General features: G+C 41.6%; 22 protein-coding genes and 1 pseudogene. 11 read left to right on the top strand and 12 right to left on the bottom strand.

What is annotated here, in order from left to right:
* Nucleotides 1-383 precede the first annotated feature (383 nt).
* The 3 genes from V7K55_RS09195 to V7K55_RS09185 all read left to right on the top strand — a co-directional run bounded on the left by V7K55_RS09195 (nucleotide 384) and on the right by V7K55_RS09185 (nucleotide 4,477).
* The gene (locus V7K55_RS09195) at nucleotides 384-500 is read left to right on the top strand and encodes a photosystem II reaction center protein I (protein WP_041566417.1); all 117 of its coding nucleotides are present in this window, start codon (nucleotides 384-386) and stop codon (nucleotides 498-500) included.
* A gap of 136 nt (nucleotides 501-636) precedes the next feature.
* Nucleotides 637-3,585, top strand: coding sequence for a DUF3769 domain-containing protein (locus V7K55_RS09190; RefSeq protein WP_334830388.1), 2,949 nt, complete (start codon nucleotides 637-639; stop codon nucleotides 3,583-3,585).
* A gap of 274 nt (nucleotides 3,586-3,859) precedes the next feature.
* Entirely contained in the window at nucleotides 3,860-4,477 is a 618-nt protein-coding gene (locus tag V7K55_RS09185; protein ID WP_334830386.1) for an FMN-dependent NADH-azoreductase, read from the top strand.
* A 52-nt stretch (nucleotides 4,478-4,529) separates the two neighbouring features.
* On the opposite strand, the gene pdxH is transcribed toward V7K55_RS09185, so the two are convergent.
* Entirely contained in the window at nucleotides 4,530-5,174 is a 645-nt protein-coding gene (gene pdxH / locus V7K55_RS09180) for a pyridoxamine 5'-phosphate oxidase (protein ID WP_334830384.1), read from the bottom strand.
* Between the two features lie 141 nt (nucleotides 5,175-5,315).
* On the opposite strand from pdxH, the gene V7K55_RS09175 reads away from it, so the two are divergent.
* The 6 genes and pseudogenes from V7K55_RS09175 to V7K55_RS09150 all read left to right on the top strand — a co-directional run bounded on the left by V7K55_RS09175 (nucleotide 5,316) and on the right by V7K55_RS09150 (nucleotide 11,716).
* Nucleotides 5,316-6,401: an AI-2E family transporter gene (locus tag V7K55_RS09175; protein WP_334830382.1), complete on the top strand. Its 1,086-nt coding sequence runs from the start codon at nucleotides 5,316-5,318 to the stop codon at nucleotides 6,399-6,401.
* Nucleotides 6,402-6,700: 299 nt separating this feature from the next.
* The gene (locus V7K55_RS09170) at nucleotides 6,701-7,531 is read left to right on the top strand and encodes a ScpA family protein (protein WP_334830380.1); all 831 of its coding nucleotides are present in this window, start codon (nucleotides 6,701-6,703) and stop codon (nucleotides 7,529-7,531) included.
* 67 nt (nucleotides 7,532-7,598) lie between these two features.
* Nucleotides 7,599-8,107: pseudogene (locus V7K55_RS27500) on the top strand (hypothetical protein); the annotation flags it as partial.
* A gap of 233 nt (nucleotides 8,108-8,340) precedes the next feature.
* Nucleotides 8,341-10,971, top strand: coding sequence for a bifunctional aconitate hydratase 2/2-methylisocitrate dehydratase (gene acnB / locus V7K55_RS09160; protein ID WP_334830378.1), 2,631 nt, complete (start codon nucleotides 8,341-8,343; stop codon nucleotides 10,969-10,971).
* A gap of 57 nt (nucleotides 10,972-11,028) precedes the next feature.
* Nucleotides 11,029-11,475 (top strand): DUF29 domain-containing protein, encoded by a 447-nt coding sequence (locus V7K55_RS09155; protein WP_334830376.1) that lies wholly within the window; start codon nucleotides 11,029-11,031, stop codon nucleotides 11,473-11,475.
* Between the two features lie 13 nt (nucleotides 11,476-11,488).
* Nucleotides 11,489-11,716 carry a type II toxin-antitoxin system HicB family antitoxin gene (locus V7K55_RS09150; RefSeq protein ID WP_334830374.1) on the top strand — a complete coding sequence of 76 codons (228 nt, stop codon included), beginning with the start codon at nucleotides 11,489-11,491 and terminating at the stop codon, nucleotides 11,714-11,716.
* Nucleotides 11,717-11,761: 45 nt separating this feature from the next.
* Here the strand turns inward: V7K55_RS09150 and V7K55_RS09145 are convergent, their stop codons facing one another.
* Nucleotides 11,762-12,859 carry an endonuclease NucS domain-containing protein gene (locus V7K55_RS09145; protein WP_334830372.1) on the bottom strand — a complete coding sequence of 366 codons (1,098 nt, stop codon included), beginning with the start codon at nucleotides 12,857-12,859 and terminating at the stop codon, nucleotides 11,762-11,764.
* Between the two features lie 502 nt (nucleotides 12,860-13,361).
* On the opposite strand from V7K55_RS09145, the gene V7K55_RS09140 reads away from it, so the two are divergent.
* A complete protein-coding gene (locus V7K55_RS09140) occupies nucleotides 13,362-13,625 on the top strand; it encodes a hypothetical protein (RefSeq protein ID WP_012409208.1) in 264 nt (87 codons plus the stop codon).
* 62 nt (nucleotides 13,626-13,687) lie between these two features.
* On the opposite strand, the gene ggt is transcribed toward V7K55_RS09140, so the two are convergent.
* From ggt to V7K55_RS09110, 6 genes are all read right to left on the bottom strand, one after another.
* Nucleotides 13,688-15,487, bottom strand: a complete 1,800-nt coding sequence (gene ggt, locus V7K55_RS09135) for a gamma-glutamyltransferase (RefSeq protein ID WP_334830370.1) — start codon at nucleotides 15,485-15,487, stop codon at nucleotides 13,688-13,690.
* A gap of 36 nt (nucleotides 15,488-15,523) precedes the next feature.
* Nucleotides 15,524-15,892 carry a pentapeptide repeat-containing protein gene (locus tag V7K55_RS09130; protein ID WP_334830368.1) on the bottom strand — a complete coding sequence of 123 codons (369 nt, stop codon included), beginning with the start codon at nucleotides 15,890-15,892 and terminating at the stop codon, nucleotides 15,524-15,526.
* Nucleotides 15,882-16,196: a hypothetical protein gene (locus V7K55_RS09125; RefSeq protein ID WP_334830365.1), complete on the bottom strand. Its 315-nt coding sequence runs from the start codon at nucleotides 16,194-16,196 to the stop codon at nucleotides 15,882-15,884. Before V7K55_RS09125 ends, V7K55_RS09130 begins: the two co-directional genes overlap by 11 nt.
* A 376-nt stretch (nucleotides 16,197-16,572) precedes the next feature.
* Nucleotides 16,573-17,103, bottom strand: coding sequence for a hypothetical protein (locus V7K55_RS09120; protein ID WP_334830362.1), 531 nt, complete (start codon nucleotides 17,101-17,103; stop codon nucleotides 16,573-16,575).
* A 284-nt stretch (nucleotides 17,104-17,387) separates the two neighbouring features.
* Nucleotides 17,388-17,969 (bottom strand): hypothetical protein, encoded by a 582-nt coding sequence (locus V7K55_RS09115; RefSeq protein WP_334830360.1) that lies wholly within the window; start codon nucleotides 17,967-17,969, stop codon nucleotides 17,388-17,390.
* 202 nt (nucleotides 17,970-18,171) lie between these two features.
* On the bottom strand, nucleotides 18,172-19,524 hold the full coding sequence (locus V7K55_RS09110) for a helix-hairpin-helix domain-containing protein (RefSeq protein ID WP_334830358.1): 1,353 nt from the start codon (nucleotides 19,522-19,524) through the stop codon (nucleotides 18,172-18,174).
* A 341-nt stretch (nucleotides 19,525-19,865) separates the two neighbouring features.
* On the opposite strand from V7K55_RS09110, the gene V7K55_RS09105 reads away from it, so the two are divergent.
* A complete protein-coding gene (locus tag V7K55_RS09105) occupies nucleotides 19,866-20,837 on the top strand; it encodes an SGNH/GDSL hydrolase family protein (RefSeq protein ID WP_334830356.1) in 972 nt (323 codons plus the stop codon).
* A gap of 158 nt (nucleotides 20,838-20,995) precedes the next feature.
* Here the strand turns inward: V7K55_RS09105 and hemJ are convergent, their stop codons facing one another.
* From hemJ to V7K55_RS09085, 4 genes are all read right to left on the bottom strand, one after another.
* Nucleotides 20,996-21,580 carry a protoporphyrinogen oxidase HemJ gene (gene hemJ, locus V7K55_RS09100; RefSeq protein ID WP_334830353.1) on the bottom strand — a complete coding sequence of 195 codons (585 nt, stop codon included), beginning with the start codon at nucleotides 21,578-21,580 and terminating at the stop codon, nucleotides 20,996-20,998.
* Nucleotides 21,581-21,767: 187 nt separating this feature from the next.
* A complete protein-coding gene (locus V7K55_RS09095) occupies nucleotides 21,768-22,619 on the bottom strand; it encodes an alpha/beta fold hydrolase (protein ID WP_334830351.1) in 852 nt (283 codons plus the stop codon).
* Nucleotides 22,620-23,119: 500 nt separating this feature from the next.
* Nucleotides 23,120-23,278 (bottom strand): ribbon-helix-helix protein, CopG family, encoded by a 159-nt coding sequence (locus tag V7K55_RS09090; RefSeq protein ID WP_179069829.1) that lies wholly within the window; start codon nucleotides 23,276-23,278, stop codon nucleotides 23,120-23,122.
* Between the two features lie 591 nt (nucleotides 23,279-23,869).
* Nucleotides 23,870-25,798 (bottom strand): amylo-alpha-1,6-glucosidase, encoded by a 1,929-nt coding sequence (locus tag V7K55_RS09085; protein ID WP_334830348.1) that lies wholly within the window; start codon nucleotides 25,796-25,798, stop codon nucleotides 23,870-23,872.
* Nucleotides 25,799-25,877: the final 79 nt, after the last annotated feature.

Here is a 25,877-nt window from a genome sequence, read left to right as displayed (position 1 = left end):
GGACTGGGTACTGGGGACTGGGGACTGGGGACTGGGGACTGGGGACTGGGGACTGGGGACTGGGGACAAGGAGAATTATTTCTTCTAACCTGTAACTTATGCCTCTACCCTTTTTTTTAGAAACTTTTACCGTCAGCGAACGTCACAAGAGTAAACTAATATCTGAGTTATTTCTTAGGGTCATCAAAAAGTCAGACAGTTGACATCTTGCACCATTCTCAATAACTGTAAGGTAGATACTGCCAATCCCCAGTCCCCAATCCCCAATCCCTAGAGTCCTCTAAAAAAGGGGCGAGATTTGGGTAATATAAAGTAGCTATCTTTTCTGCATGGCAGATCCTCAAAGAAAAGCTTTCTTTGTTTTACCCCTTGGAGATATTTCTATGCTGACTTTAAAAATCGCTGTTTATATTGTTGTTGCCTTCTTCGTTACTATCTTCATCTTCGGATTTTTGTCGAACGATCCTGCTCGTAACCCCGGCCGTCGGGACTTAGAGTAAAAGGGCGATAAATCATCCGCGACTTTGGAAGGCGGAAAATACTAAACGCCACGGAAACTTACTAAGCGAAATTTAGTAAGTTTCTTTCTCCAGGTAGCTTGCTGTAGGTAGCAGAAGGCGACAGTCGGAAGGCAGAATGTATAGTTTATCCTTCCGTCCGTCATTTGGCTGTTTGTTAGCCCGATTTTGCTCACTTATGCTTCATCCAGTTCTGCCACCCAATCCGCCTCCTATCCTCGAATCTTTACAACCTGTAAATCCCACCGTATCTGCTCGTCATACAAAGTTTCTTTCAGTTGGAGAAACTGGAATACAGGAAAAGACAGACAAATCCAAGCAGTCCAAAGATTTGGCTGAGTTGGCAATTGCGGATGACAACAAGAGTCATTCGCAATTGCCAACTCCGACAAACTCAACTCAGGATGACTTGGTAGTTGTGGAAACTCCTTCTGTACCCCATCCACCAGAAACCTTTCCACCAGAAATTTCCCCCATTACTGGCTCTGGAAGTGCTGGACTTTTGGGGCAATCACTGGTTGTTGGCTATCCCACGCAGGAGGTTAAAACCTCTAATAACCAAGATAAAGAAGACACAAAGAAAAGTTCAAGCAGCGACGTTCGGCGCTCGGAACTTCTCCTCAGAGCGGCGTTACGCAAACGGGAGAAGGAAAGAGAAGCTACTGCATTGCCAATAAAAGTTGGAGCGGAGGCTTCTCTAGATATAAGATGCGAACCTTCTCAAAAACTTAGTGAGCGATGTCTGACGACAAGCCGCTCCGCGTCTACGCTAAATCCCAACTATGTTGCTGGAGAAAAACAAAACTTTTTGGACTCTCCACGATTTAGCTATGGAGTTTCCCCAAATCCCCTGGTTGCCCAATCTCCCCTTCCCCTTCAAATTGCCCCAAGTGTTACGAACAACAAGTTAGTCACATCCAAGGCGGAAACTTTAGCTGAGAAGTTAACCCAGCTAAAACAGCAAAGTGATATTATTACTGCGCCACAGTCTCCAAAAAACAACAATATCTCCGTATCTGCTGCCGATCTTGCACCAAGTTCTGAATCAGTAAAACATTTTATAAAATTTCAGTCTCGTAACCCGACAAAGCAACTCTCAACACCGCTCACTGTAGAATTCAGTTCCCAAGTCGAACAACAAGCTCAAACAGTAACCCCTACACCAAAAGTAAATACCACCAATCAGCCAAAAGCGCCTACTAGCACACCGCCAGCCAAACCGAGAATTGTAGAAGTCACTTCAGATCGGCAAGAGTATGACGAGCAACGGCGAATTATTACAGCTGTAGGTAATGTAGTAGTGCGATTTGATGGAGCGGTGGTAGATGCCGATCGCTTGCAAGTCAATTTGGACAACTTGATTGCTGCGGGGGAAGGCAACGTAACTTTAACACGGGGCGATCAGATACTGCGTGGACAACGCTTTACCTATAACTTTGTTCAAGATAGTGGGGAACTGCTAAATGGTAGAGGAGAAATTTATGTACCCTCAGCACAAACAGATTTAGCTTTCTCACCCACAAATGTCACTGCTGGTGGAGTGCCAAAACGTCCACCGAGCGATCGCATTAGAGCCAATCAGCCCCTTTCGGGTGTGAGCAGCCCTGGACAGATTGATGTGGCATTTGGTGGTCAGTCCGATGCTAGCAACATCCCACCCCCGAAAGCAGGGGGTGCAGTCAATCGACTCAGGTTTGAAGCTGAACATATTGACTTCTATCCCCAAGGTTGGCAAGCAAGGGATGTTCGCATCACCAACGATCCTTTTTCGCCACCAGAACTAGAGTTGCGTGCAGATACAGTAACTCTGACGCGAGAATCACCCTTGGTAGACCGGATTAGGACACAGAAGCAGCGTTTGGTATTGGATCAAAGCGTCTCCTTACCAATTCCGTTGAATGAGCGGACTATTGACCGCCGGGAGCGGGACGTTACACCTGCGATAGTTTCCCCCGGCTATGATGGAGAAGATCGGGATGGTTTGTATATTGAGCGTGGCTTTCCACTGATTGATACAGAGAAGACAAGCTGGACGATTACGCCTCAGTTGCTACTACAAAGGGCTGTGCAAGAAGGCACGGGTGATTTAGGCGCACTCTTTGCTGTAAAGACAAAGATAAATTCTGTTTTGAGTCCACGAGCCGTAATTGAGGGAACTGGTCAGTTAACTAGTTTTAACTTAAACAAGGTGGAAGACAATTTGCGAATAAATTTGGGATTGCGCCAGATAGTAGGCGATCGCCTTCCCCATGTGTTAAATGTGCAATATAATTACCGGGATCGGCTCTACAACGGTACTCTCGGCTTTCAAACTGTCCAGAGCAGTTTGGGCGGCGTGATTACCTCTCCTGTAATTCCTTTAGGCAAAAGTGGCATCAACCTCACTTATCAAGCAGGCGCTCAGTATATCGATGCCAATACCGATCGCCAAGACTTGCTAGAACCAATCCGCGAAAACGATCGCATCTCACTAGGTCGTTTCCAAGCCAGTGCTTCCCTCAGTAGAGGGCTATTGCTATGGCAAGGAAAACCATTACCACCCACTTCCAGCCAGGGATTACGATACACGGCTAGACCTGTTGTTCCTTACTTGCAAGCGATCGCTGGTCTTACAGGCACTAGCAGTTATTACACCAATGGTGATAACCAAAGCACCCTAACTGGTACAATTGGCTTAGTTGGGCAAATCGGTCATTTTTCTCGACCTTTTTTAGACTATACCGCCTTTAATGTTAGTTACTCTCAAGGCTTAAACAACGGATTATCTCCCTTTTTGTTCGATCGCTCCGTTGATAACAAGGTGTTAAGCGCTGGGATATCACAGCAAATCTACGGGCCTTTTCGCTTAGGCTTTCAAACATCTGTTAACTTGGATACAGGTAGAGAGACAAGCACTGACTACATTTTGGAATATAGCCGTCGCACCTATGGCATCACCTTGCGTTACAATCCGGTGTTGCAGTTAGGTGGCTTCAGCATCCGAATTAGTGATTTTAACTGGGGTGGTGGCACCGATCCATTTTCTGATGTGAAGCCAGTAGTAAACGGTGTGCAACAAGATAATTAATGAGAAAGATTAAACCAATTTATTCGCCTGAAATGAGTACAGATATGGAATTCTAAATTATAGATTATAACTCCTGAATTATTTTCTGATAAAAGAATTTTTGATTTTACAGACAGACATTAATTATGTATGTTAATCAAAAATTTTCAATAGTTACTTTATGGTAACTACTTTACTTTAGTAACTAGTTACTTTTAGTATCTGATGTAATGCTTTGAAATTTAGATCCAAAAAATGTAAAAGCAGTAAATACTAGCTAATCAGGAGATATTTGGTGGTAAATATTCTACATATTGATTCCAGCCCACGTGGTGAACGATCGCACTCACGAGAACTATCTAAAGAATTCGTCAGTGCTTGGAGGGCAGTACATCCTGAAGATGCGATCGCCTATCGAGATTTAGGGCATCACCCAGTTCCTCACGTTGATGAAGCTTGGATTGCGGCGGCATTTTCACCACCAGAAACCCATACCCCAGAATTAGCTGAGGCAATCAGAATTTCTGACGAACTGGTTGATGAGTTTTTGGCAGCCGATCGCTACATCTTTGGAGTGCCAATGTACAACTTCAATATCCCTTCCACTTTTAAGGCTTACATCGATCAAATTGTTCGTATTAACCGGACTGTTGCCCTAGATGCTCAAGGTTTTAAAGGGTTAGTCGAAGGTAAAAAGGCAGTTATCATTACAGCCCGTGGTGGTGACTTTAGCCCGACCTCCCCTGCCGTTGCTTATGATTTCCAAGAACCCTACCTACGGACGATTTTCGGCTTTATTGGAGTTACAGATATTCAATTTATTAACGCCAACAGACTCAACGAGGGTGATGCCCGTGCCCAATCTTTAGCAGAAGCACGGTCAGCAATTCAAGATGCGATCGCTCATTGGTAATTGGGCATTGAGTTATAGTTATTCTCCTTGTCCCTTGTCCCCTGCCTCTTCTTCAGGGTGATAACCGCTCAATTTTCCAAGTGCCATTATCTAAACGGCTATAGAATAAGCGATCGTGTAAGCGGCTAGAGCGTCCTTGCCAAAACTCAATTTCTGTGGGGATCACCCGTAAGCCTCCCCAATGAGGCGGTCGGGGGATCTCTTGATTTTCATATTTACTGTATAACTCCTGCAAACGTCGCTCCAAGACTTCTCGGCTTTCTATCACCTCACTTTGATTAGATACCCACGCACCCAGGCGACTGTTAGCAGGGCGAGTATCAAAATACTGGTCTGACTCAGTTTTGGAAACTTTTTCTACATACCCACAAATCCGAACTTGACGTTCTAGTTCTGCCCACCAAAAGACTAAAGCCGCCAGAGGATTTTCTGCCAGTTCTTGTCCTTTGCGGCTGTTGTAGTTGGTGAAAAAAGCAAAGCCGCGTTCATCAAAATCCTTTAGCAGCACCATTCTCGCCGAGGGCTTACCATCTGGTGTAACGGTAGCAATGGTCATAGCATTAGGTTCGGGGAGTTGCCCTGCTAAAGCCTGAACGAACCATTTTTTAAATTGGATAAAAGGATTGAGGTCTACTTCGAGTTCGCTTAAACCTTCCAAGGTGTAGTCTTTGCGGAGGTCAGCTATGGTTTTGTCCATTTTTATTTACTTCCTTACTATTCATATACACTTATGCTTTTATATATATCTCTTTGTTAAAAAAAACTATGATGATAAATAATTAGTGCCATTAATAATTTTACAAATCATCTCAGCAATATCTAAAATAGGTTGCATGAAATGCGCCGTTCGGCCTCCCTTAAACGCCTGTTAATTTATGGTCTGAGCGGTCCAATTATCGCTCTTAATGTCTGGCTACTATCCGTGCTTTGTCGCTACTTCCAGCATCCCCTTACCGTCTTGAGTATTGCGGCGATTTTGGCTTTTCTACTCAATTACCCGGTTAAGTTCTTTGAACGTGCCCAAATCACGCGCACTCAGGCGGTGATCGTAGTCTTACTTGCAACGCTTACCCTAGTCGGGATTCTAGGTGTTACTCTAGTGCCGTTGATCGTTGACCAAACAATCCAACTGTTAAATAAGATCCCTGATTGGTTAGGCGCTAGTCAAGCAAACTTAGAGCAGTTTGAGATGCTAGCAAAACAACGACGTTTGCCAGTTGATCTCAGGGTTGTAAGCAGTCAAATCAATGCCAATATTCAGAATCTGGTGCAACAACTAGCTTCTGGTGCAGTGGGATTTGCTGGAACATTGCTGTCAGGATTACTTGACTTAGTGTTAGTCATTGTGCTTGCATTTTATATGCTTTTATACGGCGATCGCGTTTGGTATGGTCTAGTCAATCTTTTACCCTCTAATATTGGAGAACCCCTTACCACATCCTTGCGCCTAAATTTCCAGAACTTCTTTCTCAGCCAGTTGTTGTTAGGACTGTTTATGGTGCTAACCCTGACACCAATTTTCTTAGTGATGAAAGTTCCTTTTGCCCTGTTGTTTGCCATACTAATTGGGATATCGGAACTTATTCCCTTTATTGGGGCATCTCTTGGCATTGGTCTGGTGACGATTTTAGTACTACTGCAAAATTGGTGGTTAGCAGTTCAAGTTGCCATAGCGGCAATTCTCATGCAACAGCTTAAAGATAACCTATTAGCTCCCAGGTTACTCGGCAACTTTATTGGGCTGAATCCTATTTGGATTTTTGTGGCTATTTTGATGGGATTTGAGATTGCTGGGTTGTTAGGGACGCTTGTTGCTGTTCCCATCGCTGGTACTATTAAAGGCACTTTCGATGCGATCAAAAGCGTTAAGCCGAGTGACTTTGTATCAACTGTTACTATTACTCATGACCCACCCCAAGATTGAAATGGCTGGTAAGCAGGGATTAAGGAGACAAATAATCTGGGAACTACAAGTATTTCCCCTTGTCCCTAATTCTCTTGTCCTCTTCCCATTTCCAATCCCAAATCCCAAAAGTTGCACATTCCGATCTCACAATTCACAATGGTGATTGATTACAAATTTCAGAGGATACTGCCAGCAGGCAATTCCTGATTAAAAAAAGTGCAAGCAAATGTCTAAAGCAGATGCTTTGCCTATAGTCAATGAGTTTACTGTTGAAGTTAAGGTCTTTTGATTCTCATTAATTAACTTAGAACCTGTTGATGGAAGCTTCCGAGCTATTAGAAACAATCACACACCTGATTTACCAAGCCGAACAAGGAGAAATAGACCCTTGGGATGTCCAAGTGATTGAGGTGATTGACCGTTACTTGGAACTGATGGCACCAGAGTCAATCGGAAGAGGCTATGAAGCGGATTTGTCTCAATCTGGACAGGCATTTTTGTCAGCATCAATGCTGGTATTGTTCAAAGCCAATACATTGATGGAATTATCAACAGTAGGAGATGCTCAAGATGGTGTATTAGATGATGCCCTAATGGAAGATGAAGACGGAATATCACATCAGGGTCATCGTCTACCATTAGAACGGCAATTGCGTCGTCGGGCATCGGCAATGCCACCACCAAAGCGCCGGGTGACTCTGCAAGAATTAATTAAGCAATTGCAGATTATGGCGAACCAGCTAAAACTGGTAGAAAAAGTTAGCAAGCCTATTCGTCCCAGACGGTTGCCTAGCGTCCAAAGTATGCGGGAGGCGCTGGAGTTAGCTCACCAGGAAAATCTGACGGAAGTAGCTGGAGAACTTGAACAAGTGTTGAATTTATCATCAAGGGGGCTAAATTCAGAGCGAAATTGGTTGAATTTAGAACAACTTGTAGAGTTGTGGACTGAGACAAAGCTTATCAACCAAAATGGGTCTGGACATGAGTCTAAACACAGTCATTTAGTTAGCGTTTTCTGGGCGCTACTACTACTTTCGGCTCAATCTAAAGTAGAGCTACTTCAAGAGGAGTTTTACCATGAGATTAAAATTCGGCTAATTACAGATTCAGCTAAGACTATTAACCCTTTTGAACAATCGATGAACTAAGAAAGTGAAAAGTGACCCTACAGATAATTTACAGATTTTTGATTCAGTCCCAAAATCCGAGTAGATTGAAGTCAGAGCATCAGAAAAATTGCAAGAGAGATTAAATAAATAGATGTTTTATTCACTCCTGCCAAACAGCAAAACTCCAATTTACAAATACTCGCTTTGTTAGGAGGATTTGCTGAACATTCTGTAATAATAGGACTCTTCCGCAATCCAGCTTCTAACGATGAAATCTGCGACTGTATTCTCAAACTATTAGAAGTCAAGGCTTTTCTGCAACGGGAATCTAAAGCTAATAGCACCAAACTACAATACCCGGATTTCTCACCACATCTCTCAAACCTTGTACTCTTGAGCAGGGGAGCAGGGGAGCAGGGGAGAGTTCAAATACCAAGTTCTTTCCCCTCTCTCTGCCCCTCTGCCCTCAAGCTTGTGAGAAATGCGGGAATAGTACTTACGCATTAAGAAATGTAGGGGCAATTCATGAATTGCCCCTACGGTTCTGAAACTAGATTATCTAGCTTTGGAATTATGCAAAAAGACGGTTGGTTATCAGGAGTACATTTTCTCCCCGGTTAAAAAGTCTTAATTCTCTCTTAGTCCACGGAGGTGGACTTTATTTGTGTAGTAGCGAATTCTATTTGCTCAATACTTTTCAAACACTAAAGTTTCAGTATAAAAAAATTGCAGTCAACAGATTACTCCTAAAGCTTTCAGCTATAAAAGTAAGCTAAACTTTGATAGCCAAGTATTGCCTAAAAATATTTCATAATTAAAGGGATAAAATCCCAATGGAGAACATAAAAATGCTGGAATCATATCGTAAACACGTTGCTGAAAGGGCAGCACTCGGTATTCCCCCCTTACCATTAGATGCGAAGCAAACCTCAGAATTATGTGAATTACTGAAAAATCCGCCAAAGGGTCAAGAGGATATATTATTGCATTTATTGAGCGATCGCGTTTCTCCTGGTGTCGATCCAGCAGCTTATGTCAAAGCTGGATTTCTCACTGCCATCGCCAAAAAGGAAATCACCTGTCCGTTGATTGCGCCCATAGAAGCGGTGCAATTGCTAGGGACAATGATTGGTGGTTACAATGTCCAATCTTTAATTGATTTGCTGCAATTGCCCACTGTATCCGTCTCCGACTCATCCGAAACACCTCTGGTAATGGGCGGACAAGGAAAAGAACCCATCGCCGCTTATGCCGCCAACGCCTTAAGCAAAATTCTTTTGGTGTATGACGCTTACCACGATGTTTTAGAGTTATCTAAAACCAATCCTTTCGCCAAACTAGTAATTGACTCTTGGGCGGAAGCTGAATGGTTTACCGTTCGCCCCACAGTACCAGAAGCGATTACTGTCACCGTTTTTAAAGTTCCTGGCGAAACCAATACCGACGATTTATCCCCCGCCCAAAGTGCTACGACTCGCCCAGATATTCCCTTACACGCCTTAGTGATGTTAGAGTCACGGCAACCGGGAAGTGTGGCAACCATTGCCGAACTAAAGAAAAAAGGGCATCCTGTAGCTTACGTAGGGGATGTAGTTGGTACTGGTTCCTCGCGAAAATCTGCCATTAACTCCGTATTGTGGCATACAGGAAATGATATCCCTTTTGTGCCAAACAAACGCGCTGGGGGTTATGTTTTAGGTGGTGCGATCGCGCCAATCTTCTTTAACACAGCAGAAGATGCCGGTGCTTTGCCTATTCAGTGCGATGTCACCAAACTAGAAACTGGCATGGTAATTACCATCCATCCCTACAAAGGCGAAATCACAAACGAAGCAGGTGAAGTCATTTCCACCTTTGACCTTAAACCTGATACCATCCTCGATGAAGTTCGCGCAGGTGGACGCATCCCCTTACTTATTGGACGTACCCTCACCGACAAAACTCGTCTTGCACTTGGTTTAGAACCCAGCACCGTTTTCACCCGTCCCCAGCAAGCCTTTGATACAGGCAAAGGCTACACCCTAGCACAAAAAATGGTCGGTAAAGCTTGCGGATTACCTGGTGTGCGTCCCGGCACATCTTGCGAACCCATCATTACTACCGTAGGTTCCCAGGATACCACAGGCCCCATGACCCGCGACGAATTGACAGAACTCGCCTGTCTTGGTTTCAGTGCAGACTTAGTAATCCAAAGCTTCTGCCACACTGCTGCTTATCCCAAACCAGTAGACATCAAAACCCATCACGAACTCCCCGATTTCTTTGCTTCTCGTGGCGGTGTCGCCCTCCGTCCCGGTGATGGTATCATCCATTCTTGGTTAAACCGGATGCTGCTACCCGACACCGTGGGAACTGGCGGCGACTCTCACACCCGCTTCCCCTTGGGAATTTCCTTCCCCGCCGGTTCTGGATTAGTAGCCTTTGCGGCGGCTTTGGGTGTCATGCCTTTAGATATGCCAGAGTCAGTTTTGGTAAGATTCAAAGGTGAATTGCAACCAGGTGTCACCCTGCGGGATGTTGTAAATGCTATTCCTTATGTGGCAATTCAAAAAGGTTTGCTGACAGCAGAGAAGCAGAATAAGAAAAATGTTTTCTCCGGGCGAATTTTGGAAATAGAAGGTTTGCCAGATTTAAAAGTTGAACAAGCCTTTGAACTCACCGATGCTAGTGCCGAGCGTTCTTGTGCCGGATGTACAATTAAGCTGAGTGTAGAGACAATTTCGGAATATCTGCGTTCTAACGTAGCACTGCTGAAAAATATGATAGCACGGGGCTATCACGATGAGCGTACCATGTTGCGCCGTGTGGCAAAAATGGAAGAATGGTTAGCAAACCCCGTGTTATTAGAAGGCGATGCTGATGCTGAGTATGCCGAAATAATTGAAATCGATTTGAATGAAATCAAAGAACCAATTGTTGCGGCTCCCAATGACCCCGATAATGTTAAATTATTATCGGAAGTTGCTAATGATCCAGTACAAGAAGTATTCGTAGGTTCTTGTATGACGAATATCGGTCATTATCGGGCAACAGCCAAAGTTTTAGAAGGTGCAGGTGAAGTGAAAACTCGCCTGTGGATAGCACCACCAACCCGCATGGATGAACACCAATTAAAAGAAGAAGGTGTATACAGCGTATTTGGGGCTGCGGGTGCGCGGACAGAAATGCCAGGATGTAGTTTGTGTATGGGTAATCAGGCAAGAGTTGCTGATGGCACAACAGTGTTTTCAACCTCAACGCGCAACTTCAATAATCGCATGGGTAAAGATGCGCGAGTGTATCTTGGTTCAGCAGAATTAGCCGCAGTTTGTGCGCTGCTGGGGCGGCTTCCGACAGTGCAGGAATATTTGGATATTGTGGCGAGTAGAATTGAGCCTTTTGCCGATGATTTGTATCGGTATTTGAATTTCGATCAAATTGCTGGTTTTGAGGATGAAGGGCGCGTGATTTCTAAAGAAGAACAGGCTTTGTTAGTATAGTTTAATTAGGTGGGTGTTATGCCCACCTAATTTTTAGCGTTTCCAAGAGGAATATTAATGAACAGTCCATCTTTTCTCAACGAAAAAAATCTTTATGAACAAGACTTTTACTTGTGGACACAAACAATTGCCCATCATTTAAAAGAAAATAATTTTAATGAAATAGATATACCTAATCTAATTGAAGAAATTGAAAGCATGGGGAGGAGTGAAAAACGCGAGTTAAAAAATCGATTAATTGTACTATTGATGCACTTACTGAAATGGCAATATCAACCAGAAAAACGTAGTGAAAGTTGGCGCAGTACCATTTCTGAACAACGTATCTGTATTGAAACATTATTAGAAGATAGTCCCAGTTTGCAACCTCTGCTTGCAGAAGTATTTGAAGATTGTTATGAAAAAGCTCGTCTCAAAGCATCTGATGAAACAGGGATTAAATTAAATTTTTTTCCTAAAGAATCTCCTTTTACATTAGAAGAAACCTTAAAAAATAGTTATTAATTTGGAGGAATAAATGAATTTTTACACCGTTGTAATTAGACAAATTTCTGGCTATTGGGTAGCTTTATGTTTGGAAAATGGTGTTGTCGGGCAGGGAAAGACGCAAGAGGATACAGTTAAAAAACTGAAAGAAGCAATTGAATCTCTTGAAATTGTTTATGAGTCTGAAAGTAATATCTATAAATCTCCCGTTTCAATAGATGAGTTACATGATTTTTATTTATTTAAGGCAAATACATAATATTGTATTTTACTGCATTCAAACCAACCTAAAACTCAACTTATTTTAACTAATTCTTTCTAACCATACTTTTAATGCTCTATTAATAATATGTTTAATGTCATCAACAATTATCTCCTCATTCGCTGATTTTTTAAAGATTAGCTGTCCACTTTTAACATGAGTAATATTGTCTGGCTCTAGTTCTTTAACCATTGAATTGAAACTTTTGAGATAAAGAAGGTTCTTTGAATTTCCTGGAACACTATAAAAAGTATGGTTAATACTAAGATATCTTAATTGATCCCAAGATATACTTCCTTGTTTTAAAGGAATATATCGCCAATATGTTAAATATTCATCCATTGTATCAATTTGCATTCTGACAATAGTTTTATTTTGGCGTTTGGGGATAATTAACCATAAAAATAATAGTATTTCCTTCGATTTTTTGTCAAAACACAACTCTGCACATTGCCTCATCTTATCCTTGCCATATTTACTCGCATAGATAATACTTTTATTCACTATTTGTTCTTCTAGTCTATGATCAAAACTTAATATCTGATGTCTAATTCTCGTGAAATTTTCTATTTCTGTATTTGTTAAAGAACCCAACCAATCTAATAATAATCTTGGTGGCTCAGGAATATTATCATTTTCTTGATTTTGGAGAATAACTTCTTGATAATTGATTTTTATAATTTTTCTTTCTAATTTGTTATGAATATGAGATAAATGAAAATAAAATTCATCATTTTCATACGCAATGAAAAAAGTAAATAAATTAAAATTTAATCTACTGTGTTTTTCATCAATTAGATTATGGCGATGAAAACTAGGACAGATGGCTAACAGCCGAATTTGTTCATCATAGTTAATATTAGTTTTCAAAGGTTGTTCTTCTAATAAATTGTCATAATAGCGTGTGAGTTGATTAATCACATATCTATCTTCTGTATTTTTCAGTTCAATAATAGTTAGTTGATTATTTTCTCCTATTGCTAAGATGTCACAAATTTCTCCTTTGATAGATAATTGGCGCGTTAAGGGCTTGAGTTCAAATATTTCTTCTAAATTATCCCAAACAAAAGTTTCTAATTCAGACTCATCAATAAATTTCCAGCCTTGGTCAGTTTTACGTAATGCTACATTCTTGTTCATGATACAAAACTCAGTAATAATCAGTATAAATCCGATTTGATTTTTGACACTAGTATGAGAGTTTAAAGCCTTACATATAGGGCTTATACTCAGGTCTTGTTCAAGAATCAGATAAAATATATGCAATTAATTTATACTAAAAATTGCCTGATGTCCTTATTTGGGATCAGTGAAGTAGTGAAGTGCGATCGCACCCTCTCAATTTGCACACAGACCTAACCCCCCAGGCCCTCTTCGCCTTGGAGGGGGGCTGGGGGAGAGGTCAATCAAGTAACCCGGATAGAATTTCTAAATCCTGATTACAAAGCTTAGTAAAAACAGTAGTTATTGTTACACACGATCGCAAAAAACGCGGATAACATGAGAAAAATCTCACCCGATTAAATAAGGTGAGACAAAGCTGTTTATCTTTCTGCCCAAAAATAGCCCACAAGGCTGAGAATTTACTTGACAAAAGCCTGGTAATGTGCGTTAGTTTTAGCTAAAAGCAAAGGAGTTTGCAATGCATCGACAAATGTGCTGGTTATCTAAGTCTGGTGGTGATGGGGAGAAAATTTTGTATTTGCAGACAGAACCCAATCAGCCTTGGCGACCCTACACAGCTTTTGGACATTTCACAGTCCCCGATTATCAAATACCAGGTGGTTCTAAAGGTTGGGCAACTTATCAAAAACTTCTCAAAGCAGGTTGGACACTAGTACCTAGCGCACGGGCAAATGAGTTCGGCAGTAGTAGTTACGTAGAGTCAACAATTCAAAATCAATAGTTATTGGTCATTTGTCATTGGTTCTTCTCTGCGTTCCTGCGTCTTCCCAGTCCCTGACTCGCTCACAAACCTCTGGGGGAACCTTCACCGCGAGGATCTGCCGCGCCTTCTAAAGTTCCATCAGATGTAACAGCGATCGCGTTACCATTACCCCAAGGAGTAGTTTCCTTAATTTTATGCCCCCGACGGCGTAAGTCTTGCATAGTCAGAGCATCCAAGCTCCAAGATTCAACCCGCAACTCATCGGGAAGCCATTGATGATGTATGCGTGGAACAGAAACAGCTGCACCAACATCCATGTTGTATTCCAGCACATTCAGGATCGTTTGCAAAACCTGGGTGATGATGGTGCTACCACCGGGCGCACCTGCTGCCATCCGAAAATGACCATTTTCTGTGACGATAGTGGGAGTCATGCTGGATAAAGGAGTTTTACGGGGTGCAATGCTGTTGGCATCGTTACCAACTAAACCAAAAGCATTAGGCACTCCTGGCGCAGCAGCAAAATCATCCATTTCATTGTTCAGGACAATTCCAGTTCCCGGTGTCACCACACCAGCACCAAAAATGAGGTTAACTGTGAAAGTCAGACTTACGGCGTTGTGTTCTCCATCTACAACAGTCAGATGACTCGTTTCAGGAGATTCATACCGCGTCGCGTGCAGTTTTAGAGACCGAGCGGATAATGGAATGATATTTTCTCCTAAAATTTGATTATTAGCCTGACTAAAACGTTGTAGTGTCTTTCTATCTACTGGCTTGACCTCGGTCGAGGGTTTAGCCAGTTGCATATTAATTTCTTGACGGCGTTTTTTGGCGTAAGCTGGACTAATCAGTTCTTGTACAGGAACTTTGATAAAATCAGGATCGCCTAAATATTCTGAGCGATCGGCGTAAGCAATCTTCATTGCTTCTACCATTAAGTGGATAGCGTCGGGATGATGCCATCCTAAAGATTTTAAATCAGTGTCACCAATAATATTTAAAATCTGCAATAGGTGAACGCCTCCCGATGATGGTGGTGGCATTGAGCAGATTTTAGCTTTCCGAAAATTCCCACAAACAGGAGTCCGCCAGATTGGTTTGTAAGCTTTCAGGTCTTCTAGAGTAATTAAACCACCATTTTTTACCATATCAGAAGCGATCGCTTGAGCAATACTTCCGGTGTAAAAACTTTGGGGATTTTCAGAAATTGCTGTTAAGGTGCGTGCCAAATCACGCTGCACCAGTTTCTCTCCTGGTTGGTAAAATTGGCCGTTGCGAGTAAAAATTTCCCGCGCGGCTGGACTCTTGAGAAGCTGTTGCTGGCGCTGGTTGAGGTGCTGAGTTAGCACATTGCCAAGAATAAAGCCATCTTTAGCAAGTGCGATCGCAGGTTTCATTACCTCTTGCCAAGAAAGTTTACCATAGCGACGATGCACTTCATAAAGTCCCGCTACGGTTCCTGGTGTCGCTACTGCCAAATAACCATTGATACTTGCATTGGGACGCACTTTACCTGCTGCATCCAGATACATATTTTTTGTAGCTTTCAGGGGTGCGCGTTCGCGGAAATCCAACGCTTTGATATCGCCAGTTTTCTCAGAGTGCATCAGCAAAAATCCGCCGCCGCCGATTCCCGCCGAAAAAGGCTCAACTACAGAGATGGCAAAAGTTGTGGCTACGGCTGCATCTACTGCATTACCACCTTTACGTAACATTAAAATTCCCGCTTCACTCGCTAGAGGATGGGCTGAAACCACCATTCCCTTTTTGCTGCGTAGGGGTAAAGTTAAGGCGGCTGATGCAACTTGGCTGTAAACAAGGAGGGTGAAAGAAAAGATTGCGATGGCAATCTGCTTTGATTTAGCAACAGTAAGCATTTTTATGCCGTTTTGTTTGGTATTTATTAGCCTACCTCACACCTTCTGCATATTTCTACTGACGGGATCAAAACCTCTAGGAAACCGCGTGCTTTCGTCGTAGTAAGCGCCAGTCAGATTTGCTCCATACAACTTGGCATAGTTAAGTTTGGCTCCCCGGAGATTTGCTTCATTCAGTTTGACACCGCTCAAATTAGCTCTGGTCAAATTCGCTTTAGCTAAGTTAGTTCTACTCAAATCTGCTCCCCAGAGTTTAGCTTTAGCTAGGTTCGCTCCACTCAAGTCAGATCCCCATAAACTAATTCCGGGCAAATAGGCTCCAATCAGCTTGTTCCTAATCAAGTTGACGGCTGGAAAATATCTTTCTCCTGCGGCAAAACGCCGTTTTAATTCTTCAGCATTCATGGGTCACGTTGACCTTTCTTAGCAATACAGAAGTTATTTGTTCCCATTCCTGGTTTAGTTCTCCTAGAAACTCTGGCTGACCACTACGCTGATACCAAAAATGGGCATTGTTCAAATCGCCTTCTTTGCGGTGCAGGTAAGCATGAACCCAGGCGCTATCGGCATCGCTGGCATTTTGAACTATTTCATGAGCTTTGCTCCAATCACCTTTGTTGTCATACCACATTGCTTGCAGCCCTTTTGGCAGTGTCTGAGGACATGAGCGCTGTTTTTCGATTAATCGTAAGAATTCCTCTGTATTCACGATCGCCACCCAACAAGAATCAAGCTTCTATTTTTATGATACTTCTTTGCGTCAGGTGCTTCTATTGTAACCGCCATAGTAGAAGTTGTTTATTTAATATCTGTAATTACTCACAATTTACTCAGATGCACATATCTAATAAAACAATTTACTGTAATGGATTGCTAATTCTGCTAATTTTATCTTTCATTGTGGCAATTATTAGAACCGCTTCTAAATTTAGCGGTATTTTTGAATCTGAACCTACAATTTCGATAAACATCAATGCTTTGCCAGGATATACAGCCCAAAGCTTGATTCCTATGGGGCTGGCTTACTTTTCCTCCCTAACCCTCCTTAAAAAGGAGGGAATTAGATCGAGCCTCTAATATTACATCTACTTGACTGCAATAACTTCAAACTCGAAAGTACCGATCAAACGGTCATCAATATAGACATCGATTCTATACTTACCAAGTGGATCGCCAGGAGCGATCGTCCAAAAATTCCCAATCACACCGTCTGGAGCCGATTCTGTACGCCGTGTCACAGATGTAGTACCATCTGCTGATATAGAGAAATTTTCACCGTTATCTGTACCCCAAGTTTCTGGAGGTTTTGGTAAATGCAAGACTTCGCGCCATTTCACTTCACCTTGATAGTCTTTGAGTTTAATCCGCCATCCGTAGGCGTTTCCTTCCTGAAGCGGCACTCTTGTTGTGCGGAAAATGGTAACGTTACCTTTGGTGTCAACTCTCTTTAGCCCAAACTCAGCGTTGCTGACAATAATCTTTTTCAGACTTGTTGGCGTAGGAAATGGTCTGGCATTTTGTGCTATAGCAGAAGTAGCAGCGATCGGCTCAGAACATATAACCCCAAATATTAGCCAAGAAGAAGCTAGCACAGCAATAGTAGCCCAAGTTCTCATTAGTATGATTTTCCTGTCAGACGTTTGGTACTTATTCCAGTAATCTGACATATTTTCCGGGTCAAAGAATACTTATGGCTGGAAAAACACGAAATTATTTTTACAGATGGTTTTCCTGAATACTAATGTTGGCGATCGCTAGTGAAGCTAACAACTAGATAATTGTTTTACCACATAGAGGAATTCAAAATATTCATGCTCGATATCATTGAAATTGCTAAAGATTGAAGTTTCAACAAAAGTTAAAAACATAAACTGCAAAAAACTCACTTGCATTCCGAAAACTAATTCGGTTTTTGCATTACTATTTTGCTTACTTCATAACTTTTTTCACTAGTGTGATAACTTCTTCGCCATTTTTCAAGATGATCTATAGATATTGATTTAGATGTGACGTTCACGCTACTTCCTCGCCAAGCGACTTCTGCATCTGTCGTGAAAACCCCACATTCTAATTGATCTAACCTCATATTCCAGTATTCACTAAATCGACCTTTTAAGGTTATAACTTGCTCAAATACCTTATTTCTGTGTTTATTTCTTCTTTTTCTTTCTGTTGCTCCTGTTGCTTCTGTATCAATAAACTTAGTTTCAATTAAAAACAGACTCCCTTTAAAAGTCCGGTAGACAAAATCACACTTCCCTAAATCTGTATAATCCGAAATTGGAGATTTTTCAAATAACAGCAATTCAGCGCACGAGGGAAACAAGTCTTTAATATTCAGAAATAAATAGGCTTGCAATAGAAGTTCTTTATCATAAGGGAATAAGATCACTCCTTCAAAAAACTTTTGGATGTCATCGTGAGTTTGGGGTTGAATTTTTTTACAGTATGAAACAAATTTATGTAGCTCGTTTACGATCATCAATTTTTAACTCCTTCCCCCAATCGCAGCATCAAGGGTCTTAGCATAAAAAGATACCATTCCCTCATTGAAATCATCATCCGCATAAGTAACTAAAAAAACGGTTTAAATGCTGAATACTTAAGGCATTTTACTGTTGACAGTTCAGTAAAAATAATTTTTAAGCTGCTTTTTAGTATTGATAGATTTTTCACTTCTGGCGCTAGCTACCAGTCAGTGATTTTATATGAGCAGGAAAACTGGCATTTTGCAAAGCTTGAACAGTTATTCTAGAATCTTGTACGCAAAATTGCCAACCCAAGCGAACAAATTTCCGAGAATTTTCAGTTTGGATAATTCCAATCACTGGCATTTTTGCTTTTTCTTTGTCTACTGAATGTTCTTGCAAAATTGTTTTCAAGCGATGTAGTTTATCCATATCACCTGCTTGCTGAGGATTTAACTCCACCATTACCATTTGTACTGTTTCCACTGGTTCTGCATCTTCAAGAATAAATTGAGTTTGCTCGTCGCGTCGATCTACTTTTCCCCAAATAATCAATCTGGTGTCAACTACGAGTAGGGAACTAATGCGTTCATAAGTTTTGGGAAAAACTACAGCTTCTGATTGTGTAGTTAGGTCTTCTATTTGCAAAATTGCCATCTGATCGCCTTTTTTTGTAACCACTTTTTTGACATTATTCAACATGACAACTGCACAAAGTCTTGTGTCTTCTCTTTGCTCTCCCAGTTGCGAAAGGTTAATCGGTGTCAAAAGTGGTGCTATTTGCCGCAAGGATTTCAACGGGTGATCTGATACATAAAAACCTAATAACTCTTTCTCCATCTGCAACTTTTTCTGTGGGGGTAAATCTGTTACAGGTTTAGATTTAGGAGCAGTTTCAAAGGCATTATTTGCTCTTTTATTCTGAGTCGAAGAAAATCCATCACCTAATAAATCCAAGAGATTCCCTTGACCACTAGCTCTGTCTTTAGCGCGAGATTGTGCCCAATCATACACTAATTCTGAGTCGTTAATTAACTGTTGGCGGTTGGATTCAATTTTGTCAAAGGCTCCACAGTAAATCAGCGATTCTAGAGTCCGGCGGTTAACAGCACGTAAATCCACGCGATCGCAAAAATCAGCGAGGGATTTAAACTCTCCTGTCTCGTTTCTCGCCTCCAAAATGCAGGCGATCGCATTCTGTCCCACGTTACGCACCGCCGAAAATCCAAACAGAATCTTTCCTAATGTCGGTGTAAAATCAACGCCAGAACGATTAATATCTGGTGGATCTATGGAAATACCCATATTTGTACAGTTAGTAATATATCTCTGTACCTTATCGGTATCGCCACTGTTAGCCGTTAACAGTGCCGCCATATATTCCAATGGGTAATTAGCTTTTAAATATGCTGTCTGATAAGTTACATAACCATAGGCCGTTGAATGAGATTTATTGAAACAATTAGAAGCGATAAAGCCATTTTTTATCCCAAAATTATGGTCGCGCTCAACCCCAATGTCATAGACATTTTGTTTGCCTAAATACTTACGTGTGGCTATTTTTATCATCCTACCTTACCCCCAAAAAAGTTTTGCGGAATTAATTAATTGATAAAAACTCTAGCTATAGTAATACCTGTAATATAAAATTATATCACTAGAAAACACATGCTATACTCTTACACAAAAGTAGATAAAGTATATCAAAACTTTAACAAACTATTAGATAAACAGTTAATAGCCATGTAATTGCTGTTTTCAAAGTTTATGAAACATATTCCAATAGATATTAATCCGCTTAGTCAGATGCCTGGGGAGTAGGGAGACAAAGTGAGGATAACCAATTCCCAATTCCCAATGCGTCAGTTACTATCGTTGAAAAGTAACTCGGTATTAGAGGGTGTGGGTAAGTGAAAGTGGCGCTGATTGTAATTTTGGCGGTGGTTTTGGGATTGTTTGTGGTAGTCGAGATCGGATTGCGATCGCTCTTTGGCTTTGGTAATCCCCTAGTTTACATTGGGGATGAGCGGATTGGTTATTTATTGGCTCCTAACCAACGTACCCGCCGTTTTGGTAATCGCATTGAAATTAATGAGTATTCTATGCGAGGTAGTTCGATCGATAAGATACCTGCACCTTCTGGGCTGCGAATTTTACTGTTAGGGGATTCTATTGCTAATGGTGGCTGGTGGACAGATCAGACTAATACAATATCCGCGATAATGATGCGTTCTCTGGCATCATCAACTCATAGTAATTATCAGGAAGTAGAAGTGTTAAATGCTTCAGCTAACTCTTGGGGGCCAAGGAACGAGTTAGCTTATTTAGAGAAGTTTAGCAACTTCAACGCGCAAATAGTAGTGTTATTAATTAATACCGATGATTTGTTTGCGACTCCTCCCACGTCTTTACCAGTAGGACGCGATCGCAACTATCCCGATAGTAAGCCTCCCCTAGCATTAGCGGAAGTGTGGCAGCGTTATATCGTCAAGCAGAAGCCAATTCCCGAAATGAAAGCGGTGCAGAATGAAGCAGGCGATCGCGTGGGAATTAATTTGGAGGCGATCGGCAAAATTCAAACCCTGACTCGCCAAAGCAACAGCCAATTTCTACTAGTCATGACTCCCTTACTGCGAGAAATTGGTGAACCAGGCCCCCGCGATTACGAAATTAAAGCCCGCCAACGCTTGATTGATTTTACCAAAACTCAGGAAATTAACTATATAGACTTTTTACCGATATTCAACTCAACTACTAACCCGCAAGGTTTGTATCACGATCATATTCACCTCAACTTGCAAGGTAATAAATTTGTCAGTGAAGTTATGGAGCGATCGCTTCTGGAAAGACTAGGGGAGATACCACTTACTCAGAACTACTAAAGTTTTTTAGTGAGCGATAAGTCACTCACGAAAAGTTAGATACCCAACTTATTTAAGAAATCGGGTATCTAGAAACTATGAACTTTCACTAACTTGACAACCAATGCATAGCTGGTATTAGAGGTTGTTTGAAAAGTCCTCTTAGAAAGCAATTTTGTCTAACTTTGTTCTTGTGGAACTTGTCCTATCTGTGCCGTTAGCTTCTCTTTATCTTGCCTGCGTTTTTTGGCGTAAAGTTGAATAGTAACTGCCATCAAAATAATCATGGCAAAAATACCCCAGGCAGCGATATCTGTAGGTAAATTATTCTTAAATACAGCTAGTAATACGATCGCTACTAACATAACAGTAGGTGCTTCATTTAAAGCGCGTAATTGCTGACCATTCCAACCGCATTCATCTACTGCTAACTTCTTCATGAGTCGAGCGCAGTAATGATGATAGCAAATTAAAATAGCAACAAATAGCAGTTTTATATGTAACCAACCCTCTTTTAAAATATCCGGTTCAGTGCTTAATAAACCGATAGCCATTGCGATCGTCACAAACATTCCAGGGTTAGTAATGATGTGGTAGAGGCGCTTTTCCATAATTTGATACTGATTTTTCAGTATCGTTCGTGCTGGTTCAGGTTCAAGGTTCGCTTCAACGTGATAGATAAAAAGACGTACTAAGTAGAACAAACCGGCAAACCAAACTACAAATCCGACAATATGAAATGCTTTAAACCATGAATAAGCCATGAATACCAATCCCCTTTACTTGTGGCTGCGATCCATTTTTAGTGGTACTAAAAATTTCACAAATGCAGCCTAGAATAACATAATAAGTCTGGCAAAAACCCAGAATTATTTCTTTACCACAGATAAATCCTTGGTGTTTTTCTATGGCTTCATTTTTATAATATCGATTTTTGCCAAAAGTATATTGTCAATGAGCATCTTTACGACGCACAAAGGGTAAAAGGTCTTCCAAAATCGTCTCGTGGTAGTGTTCTTGAGGATAATGTCCGACGTTATTAAGTTTGATTAATTCGGCATTTGGTGCAGAATCTGTAAAATTTTGGGCGATATCCACAGATAACCAAGGGTCAATCATCCCCCATTGAATCAGAATTGGCTGTTGCCATTCTTTAAAGCCCGATTCGATTTCTGTCATTGCTGAATCTAGCTGTAAATTGCGAATACTTGATAAAAGACTCCGCCCAGATGACGAAGTTTTCAAAAATGGTTTTCGATAAATATCTAAATCTTTATCTCCGATGCGATAACGGCTACCACCTTCTAGCGTCCGGTCAACTAATAAGGGGTCTTGGGTCATTACCTCACCTGCCAAAGGTAAACCCATTTGTTTAATTTTCCAGGGTAATTTGGCAGCAGTTGATATTGGTGTATTCAGGATAGCTAAATTGGCAATCTGTTCTGGATGACGCAAGGCATATTGTAGTCCTACAGAACCTAAAAAACCTTGGACAACTAAAGAAAAATATTCAAGTTCTAGTGCTTTGACAAATGCTTCTAAAGCTGTGATAAAAGCATCGGGTGTGTAAGCGAAATCTCGTTTTTCTGGTTTTGCAGAAAAGCCGTAACCAATCCAATCTGGAGCGATCGCTCTTGTCCCTTGATTCCCTAAAGCAGGTATAATATTACGCCAACTGTAACTTTGTGAAACCAACCCGTGTAGCAACAACACAGGTGCTAAATCAGTTCTGCCGATTGGTGAAGATTCTCGATAAAACCATTCCAGTGAATCTACATTGATTTTATGTTCTGTTATTGACACGCTATATTCCTATGGAATTGGGAATTGGGAATTGGGGATTGAGAATTGGGGTTATCTCCCGTCTCTCTCCCTAAAACCTCCATCAAAATCATAGAACACTGGAGAGTGTCAACGTTAACGTTTAGATAATCATAATATTGATGTCGCTGAACACAGAACTACATCCTTGATGTGTTATGGCGATAGCTCTTCATCGGTATGACTTTTGTAGGTACTTGGCGGATTAAAGCGATTTGAATTGGTTAATCTGTTGATTTGTTTCTCAATTTGAGACATGGCTCTTAGCGATGCCTGCTGCGGGCTACGCCAACGCCTAAGATTTTCGCAATAAGCAATATTTAATGATATTAGTTCAACTTTGTTGATAATATACTTTGCTTATTGACATGATGTTGTGGCCGGCCTGGACTGAATTCCCTATCTGGCGAATTTCGCTCGGAAAAATAAAATATGTGAAAGCTTACTTTCTAAATATGAGTTTCCAAACTTATCGACAAATTTCAGCTGCCTTCTAAATATTTTTTAAGTGAGCGTACCATCTCTCGAATTACATCGCTCTTTGTTCGCTGCATCTTATCACAATATTCCTCCAAAATGATTTTCTCCTCCAGCGACAACTGAATCGTTAAATTAGCAGCATTTTTTCTGGCCATTGTCATTGACTTTTAATTACTTTTCAATTACTATTACATACGAATCCTACTGGATGCAAAGATGATCCTAAAATTAGGATAGCGCATTCAAATTTGCTCTCATTAGAGTAAATACCTGCTAACCTATGCGGTAGATATTTATCCATATAATTTAGGGGCTTTGGGTAACAGATTGCTATATTTGTTCCTTATTTAGAGGTAATTCAGAAAATAAACATTCAATTTAAGTAGGGTGCTTTAGGCGCAATGGGAGGTGTAATTAATAGACTAATTCACGAATATTTGCCCCTTAACACACCGATGTTAATGTTGTTTTATACTGCATTAATGTAGTCTAAAACTTAAGATATATTTTATAAACAAACTCTAAGTTTGGCAATAATAGAATTGTCGATTAGGAATGTGGATTAAATAAACCGTAAAACTTGCTTTAAAGACTTTTAAATACCAGGTTAGCCGACGATCAAGAATTGTAAGTTAATAAGGTCTGCTGCTAATCTTACTTCTTCTTGAGTCATGGCGATTTTGGATTTTGGATTTTGGATTAAGAATCGAATGGCACAAGGCTTGTATGCTGATTTTGGATTAATGCAAAACTTAAAACTCAGAATTCTCTGTGGTCGGTTCTGTTGCTATCCAGGCGCGAAGCACTTCTGCCACCGTCCAGGCTTGAGCAATACAACCCCGTGGGCTGAGTGGCTCATTGCCATCAAAAATCTCACTGAGACTACCTATGCCGTGAGCGCGTAGATGATTAGCCATTGGCTCAAGTAAACTCCGAGCTTTGGCTGGATCGTTGAAAACACGTAGATGGGCTAAAACAAATGGCCCAATCAGCCAGCCCCAAACTGTTCCCTGGTGATAAACACTATCTCGCTGAAGTCCATCTCCTCCATAGTGACCTTGATACTTTGGATGGTTGGGGTCAAGACTGCGTAGACCATGGGAAGTCAGAAGCGATCGCCCACAAGATTCCACTACACCCCGTTGTTGAACTGGAGTCAGGGGGCTTTGTGGTAAGGATACAGCAAATATCTGGTTTGGTCGCAATGAATCGTCGTGTCCTTCAGTCCCGTCTAGAACGTCGTAGCAGTACCCAACGGCATCATTCCAAAAACGCTGGAATCCTGTGATTGCCAGTTCTTGCAGTTGCTCATATTCTTGGTATGGCTTACCTAACTTGCGTGCCAAGCTAGCCATAGTTCCCAAAGAATTACACCATAGGGCATTGACTTCTATGGGTTTGCCAATGCGGGGTGTAACTACCCAATCACCAACTTTGGCATCCATCCAGGTGAGTTGCACACCTGTTTCACCCGCATAAAGTAGACCATCATTCGGGTCAAGGTGGATGTTGTAACGCGTTCCTTGGCGGTGCCAATCAATAATCTCTGCTAGCACCGGAAATAGTTCAGTTAGCAATTCGTCGTCTTTTGTTGCCTCATAGTAGGCGCGAATCGCTTCAAAATACCAGAGAGTTGCATCTACGGTATTATATTCTGGTGCTTCACCGACATCTGGAAAGCGGTTAGGCAACATACCTTGGTTTACGTAGCGGGCAAAAGTACGCAAAACTGGTCGTGCAAGTTCTGGACGACCAACGGAGATTGTTAAACCGGGTAGGCTAATCATGGTATCCCGCCCCCAGTCGCTAAACCAATGATAACCAGCAATGATTGTTTTACCGTTGGGTTCATCAGGTAGGGGACGACTGACGATAAACTGGTCAGCAGCTAAGACTAGTTGCTGTACCCAGTCTGGAGCTTGGTTATCTTTCCAGAATCCGAGTAGCTTTTGGTCAGAGGAGCGACGTAAGTCTAAGGTTATGTTGCCATTTAACTCTGGATGCCTCTCGGTGCTGGCGACAAAGGTAAGTGATTCACCAGGCTGGAGGGTAGTGTCAAAGGTCGCTGCATGTAGATGATCTTCGCGATCGCTCAGTCCGCGATCGCGTTCCCTGGCTAAGTCAAATCCATAGTACCACTCATGGGCGGGTGAAGCATGAGAGCGATCGCTCAATAGATATAGCGGTGTTGCTCCCTCAAAAGCGGTAACACGGATACCATGCTCAATGGCATCAATGTTCATCTGCCAGCCTCTTCCATCTGTGTTCCCGTGATAATCGCGATAATTCACCAGTGCTTTCAGCTTCAGGACTAGCGGTTGGGTAGCACGATGCAGGTAATATTGAACATAAGTGGTATTACTCCCAGGTTGCATCCATACACGTTTTTCCAACAAAGCATCCGCACAAGCAAATCGCCATGTTGGAATTGTCCCTTCTAACTCAAATGATTCTATGTGCCTATAGCCATGCGGATTAACGGCTCCACCATTCCAAACGTTGCTTCCAAGGGAATAATTGCGTCCGTCATACAGAGCCGTTTCATCTAACTTAGCCAGTAACACAGTTCTCATCAGCGGTGGTTTCAATGCTGCCACAAGTAATCCGTGATAGCGACGTGTAAGTATACCTGCGACTGTGCCTGAAGCATAGCCACCGATGCCATTAGCAGCAATTCTCATTTTGAAATAAATAGAGTATTAACCCCATTTTGAAAATCAAAATGTAGTACAAAATAACTATTTTTTTAGAGAAAGGAGA

Origin of the sequence: Nostoc sp. (genome assembly GCF_036919895.1) — a bacterium.
GTDB lineage: Bacteria > Cyanobacteriota > Cyanobacteriia > Cyanobacteriales > Nostocaceae > Nostoc.
Note: the sequence above shows the minus strand (reverse complement) of the source record. Positions and strands in the feature narration are given on the sequence as shown.

Coding starts and splice junctions, on each gene's coding strand:
- V7K55_RS09195 (WP_041566417.1), top strand. CDS start 384: ATGCTGACTTTAAAAATCGCTGTTTATATTGTTGTTGCCTTCTTCGTT.
- V7K55_RS09190 (WP_334830388.1), top strand. CDS start 637: ATGTATAGTTTATCCTTCCGTCCGTCATTTGGCTGTTTGTTAGCCCGA.
- pdxH (WP_334830384.1), bottom strand. CDS start 5,174: ATGGACAAAACCATAGCTGACCTCCGCAAAGACTACACCTTGGAAGGT.
- V7K55_RS09175 (WP_334830382.1), top strand. CDS start 5,316: ATGCGCCGTTCGGCCTCCCTTAAACGCCTGTTAATTTATGGTCTGAGC.
- V7K55_RS09170 (WP_334830380.1), top strand. CDS start 6,701: ATGGAAGCTTCCGAGCTATTAGAAACAATCACACACCTGATTTACCAA.
- acnB (WP_334830378.1), top strand. CDS start 8,341: ATGCTGGAATCATATCGTAAACACGTTGCTGAAAGGGCAGCACTCGGT.
- V7K55_RS09155 (WP_334830376.1), top strand. CDS start 11,029: ATGAACAGTCCATCTTTTCTCAACGAAAAAAATCTTTATGAACAAGAC.
- V7K55_RS09150 (WP_334830374.1), top strand. CDS start 11,489: ATGAATTTTTACACCGTTGTAATTAGACAAATTTCTGGCTATTGGGTA.
- V7K55_RS09145 (WP_334830372.1), bottom strand. CDS start 12,859: ATGAACAAGAATGTAGCATTACGTAAAACTGACCAAGGCTGGAAATTT.
- V7K55_RS09140 (WP_012409208.1), top strand. CDS start 13,362: ATGCATCGACAAATGTGCTGGTTATCTAAGTCTGGTGGTGATGGGGAG.
- ggt (WP_334830370.1), bottom strand. CDS start 15,487: ATGCTTACTGTTGCTAAATCAAAGCAGATTGCCATCGCAATCTTTTCT.
- V7K55_RS09130 (WP_334830368.1), bottom strand. CDS start 15,892: ATGAATGCTGAAGAATTAAAACGGCGTTTTGCCGCAGGAGAAAGATAT.
- V7K55_RS09120 (WP_334830362.1), bottom strand. CDS start 17,103: ATGAGAACTTGGGCTACTATTGCTGTGCTAGCTTCTTCTTGGCTAATA.
- V7K55_RS09115 (WP_334830360.1), bottom strand. CDS start 17,969: ATGATCGTAAACGAGCTACATAAATTTGTTTCATACTGTAAAAAAATT.
- V7K55_RS09110 (WP_334830358.1), bottom strand. CDS start 19,524: ATGATAAAAATAGCCACACGTAAGTATTTAGGCAAACAAAATGTCTAT.
- hemJ (WP_334830353.1), bottom strand. CDS start 21,580: ATGGCTTATTCATGGTTTAAAGCATTTCATATTGTCGGATTTGTAGTT.
- V7K55_RS09090 (WP_179069829.1), bottom strand. CDS start 23,278: ATGACAATGGCCAGAAAAAATGCTGCTAATTTAACGATTCAGTTGTCG.
- V7K55_RS09085 (WP_334830348.1), bottom strand. CDS start 25,798: ATGAGAATTGCTGCTAATGGCATCGGTGGCTATGCTTCAGGCACAGTC.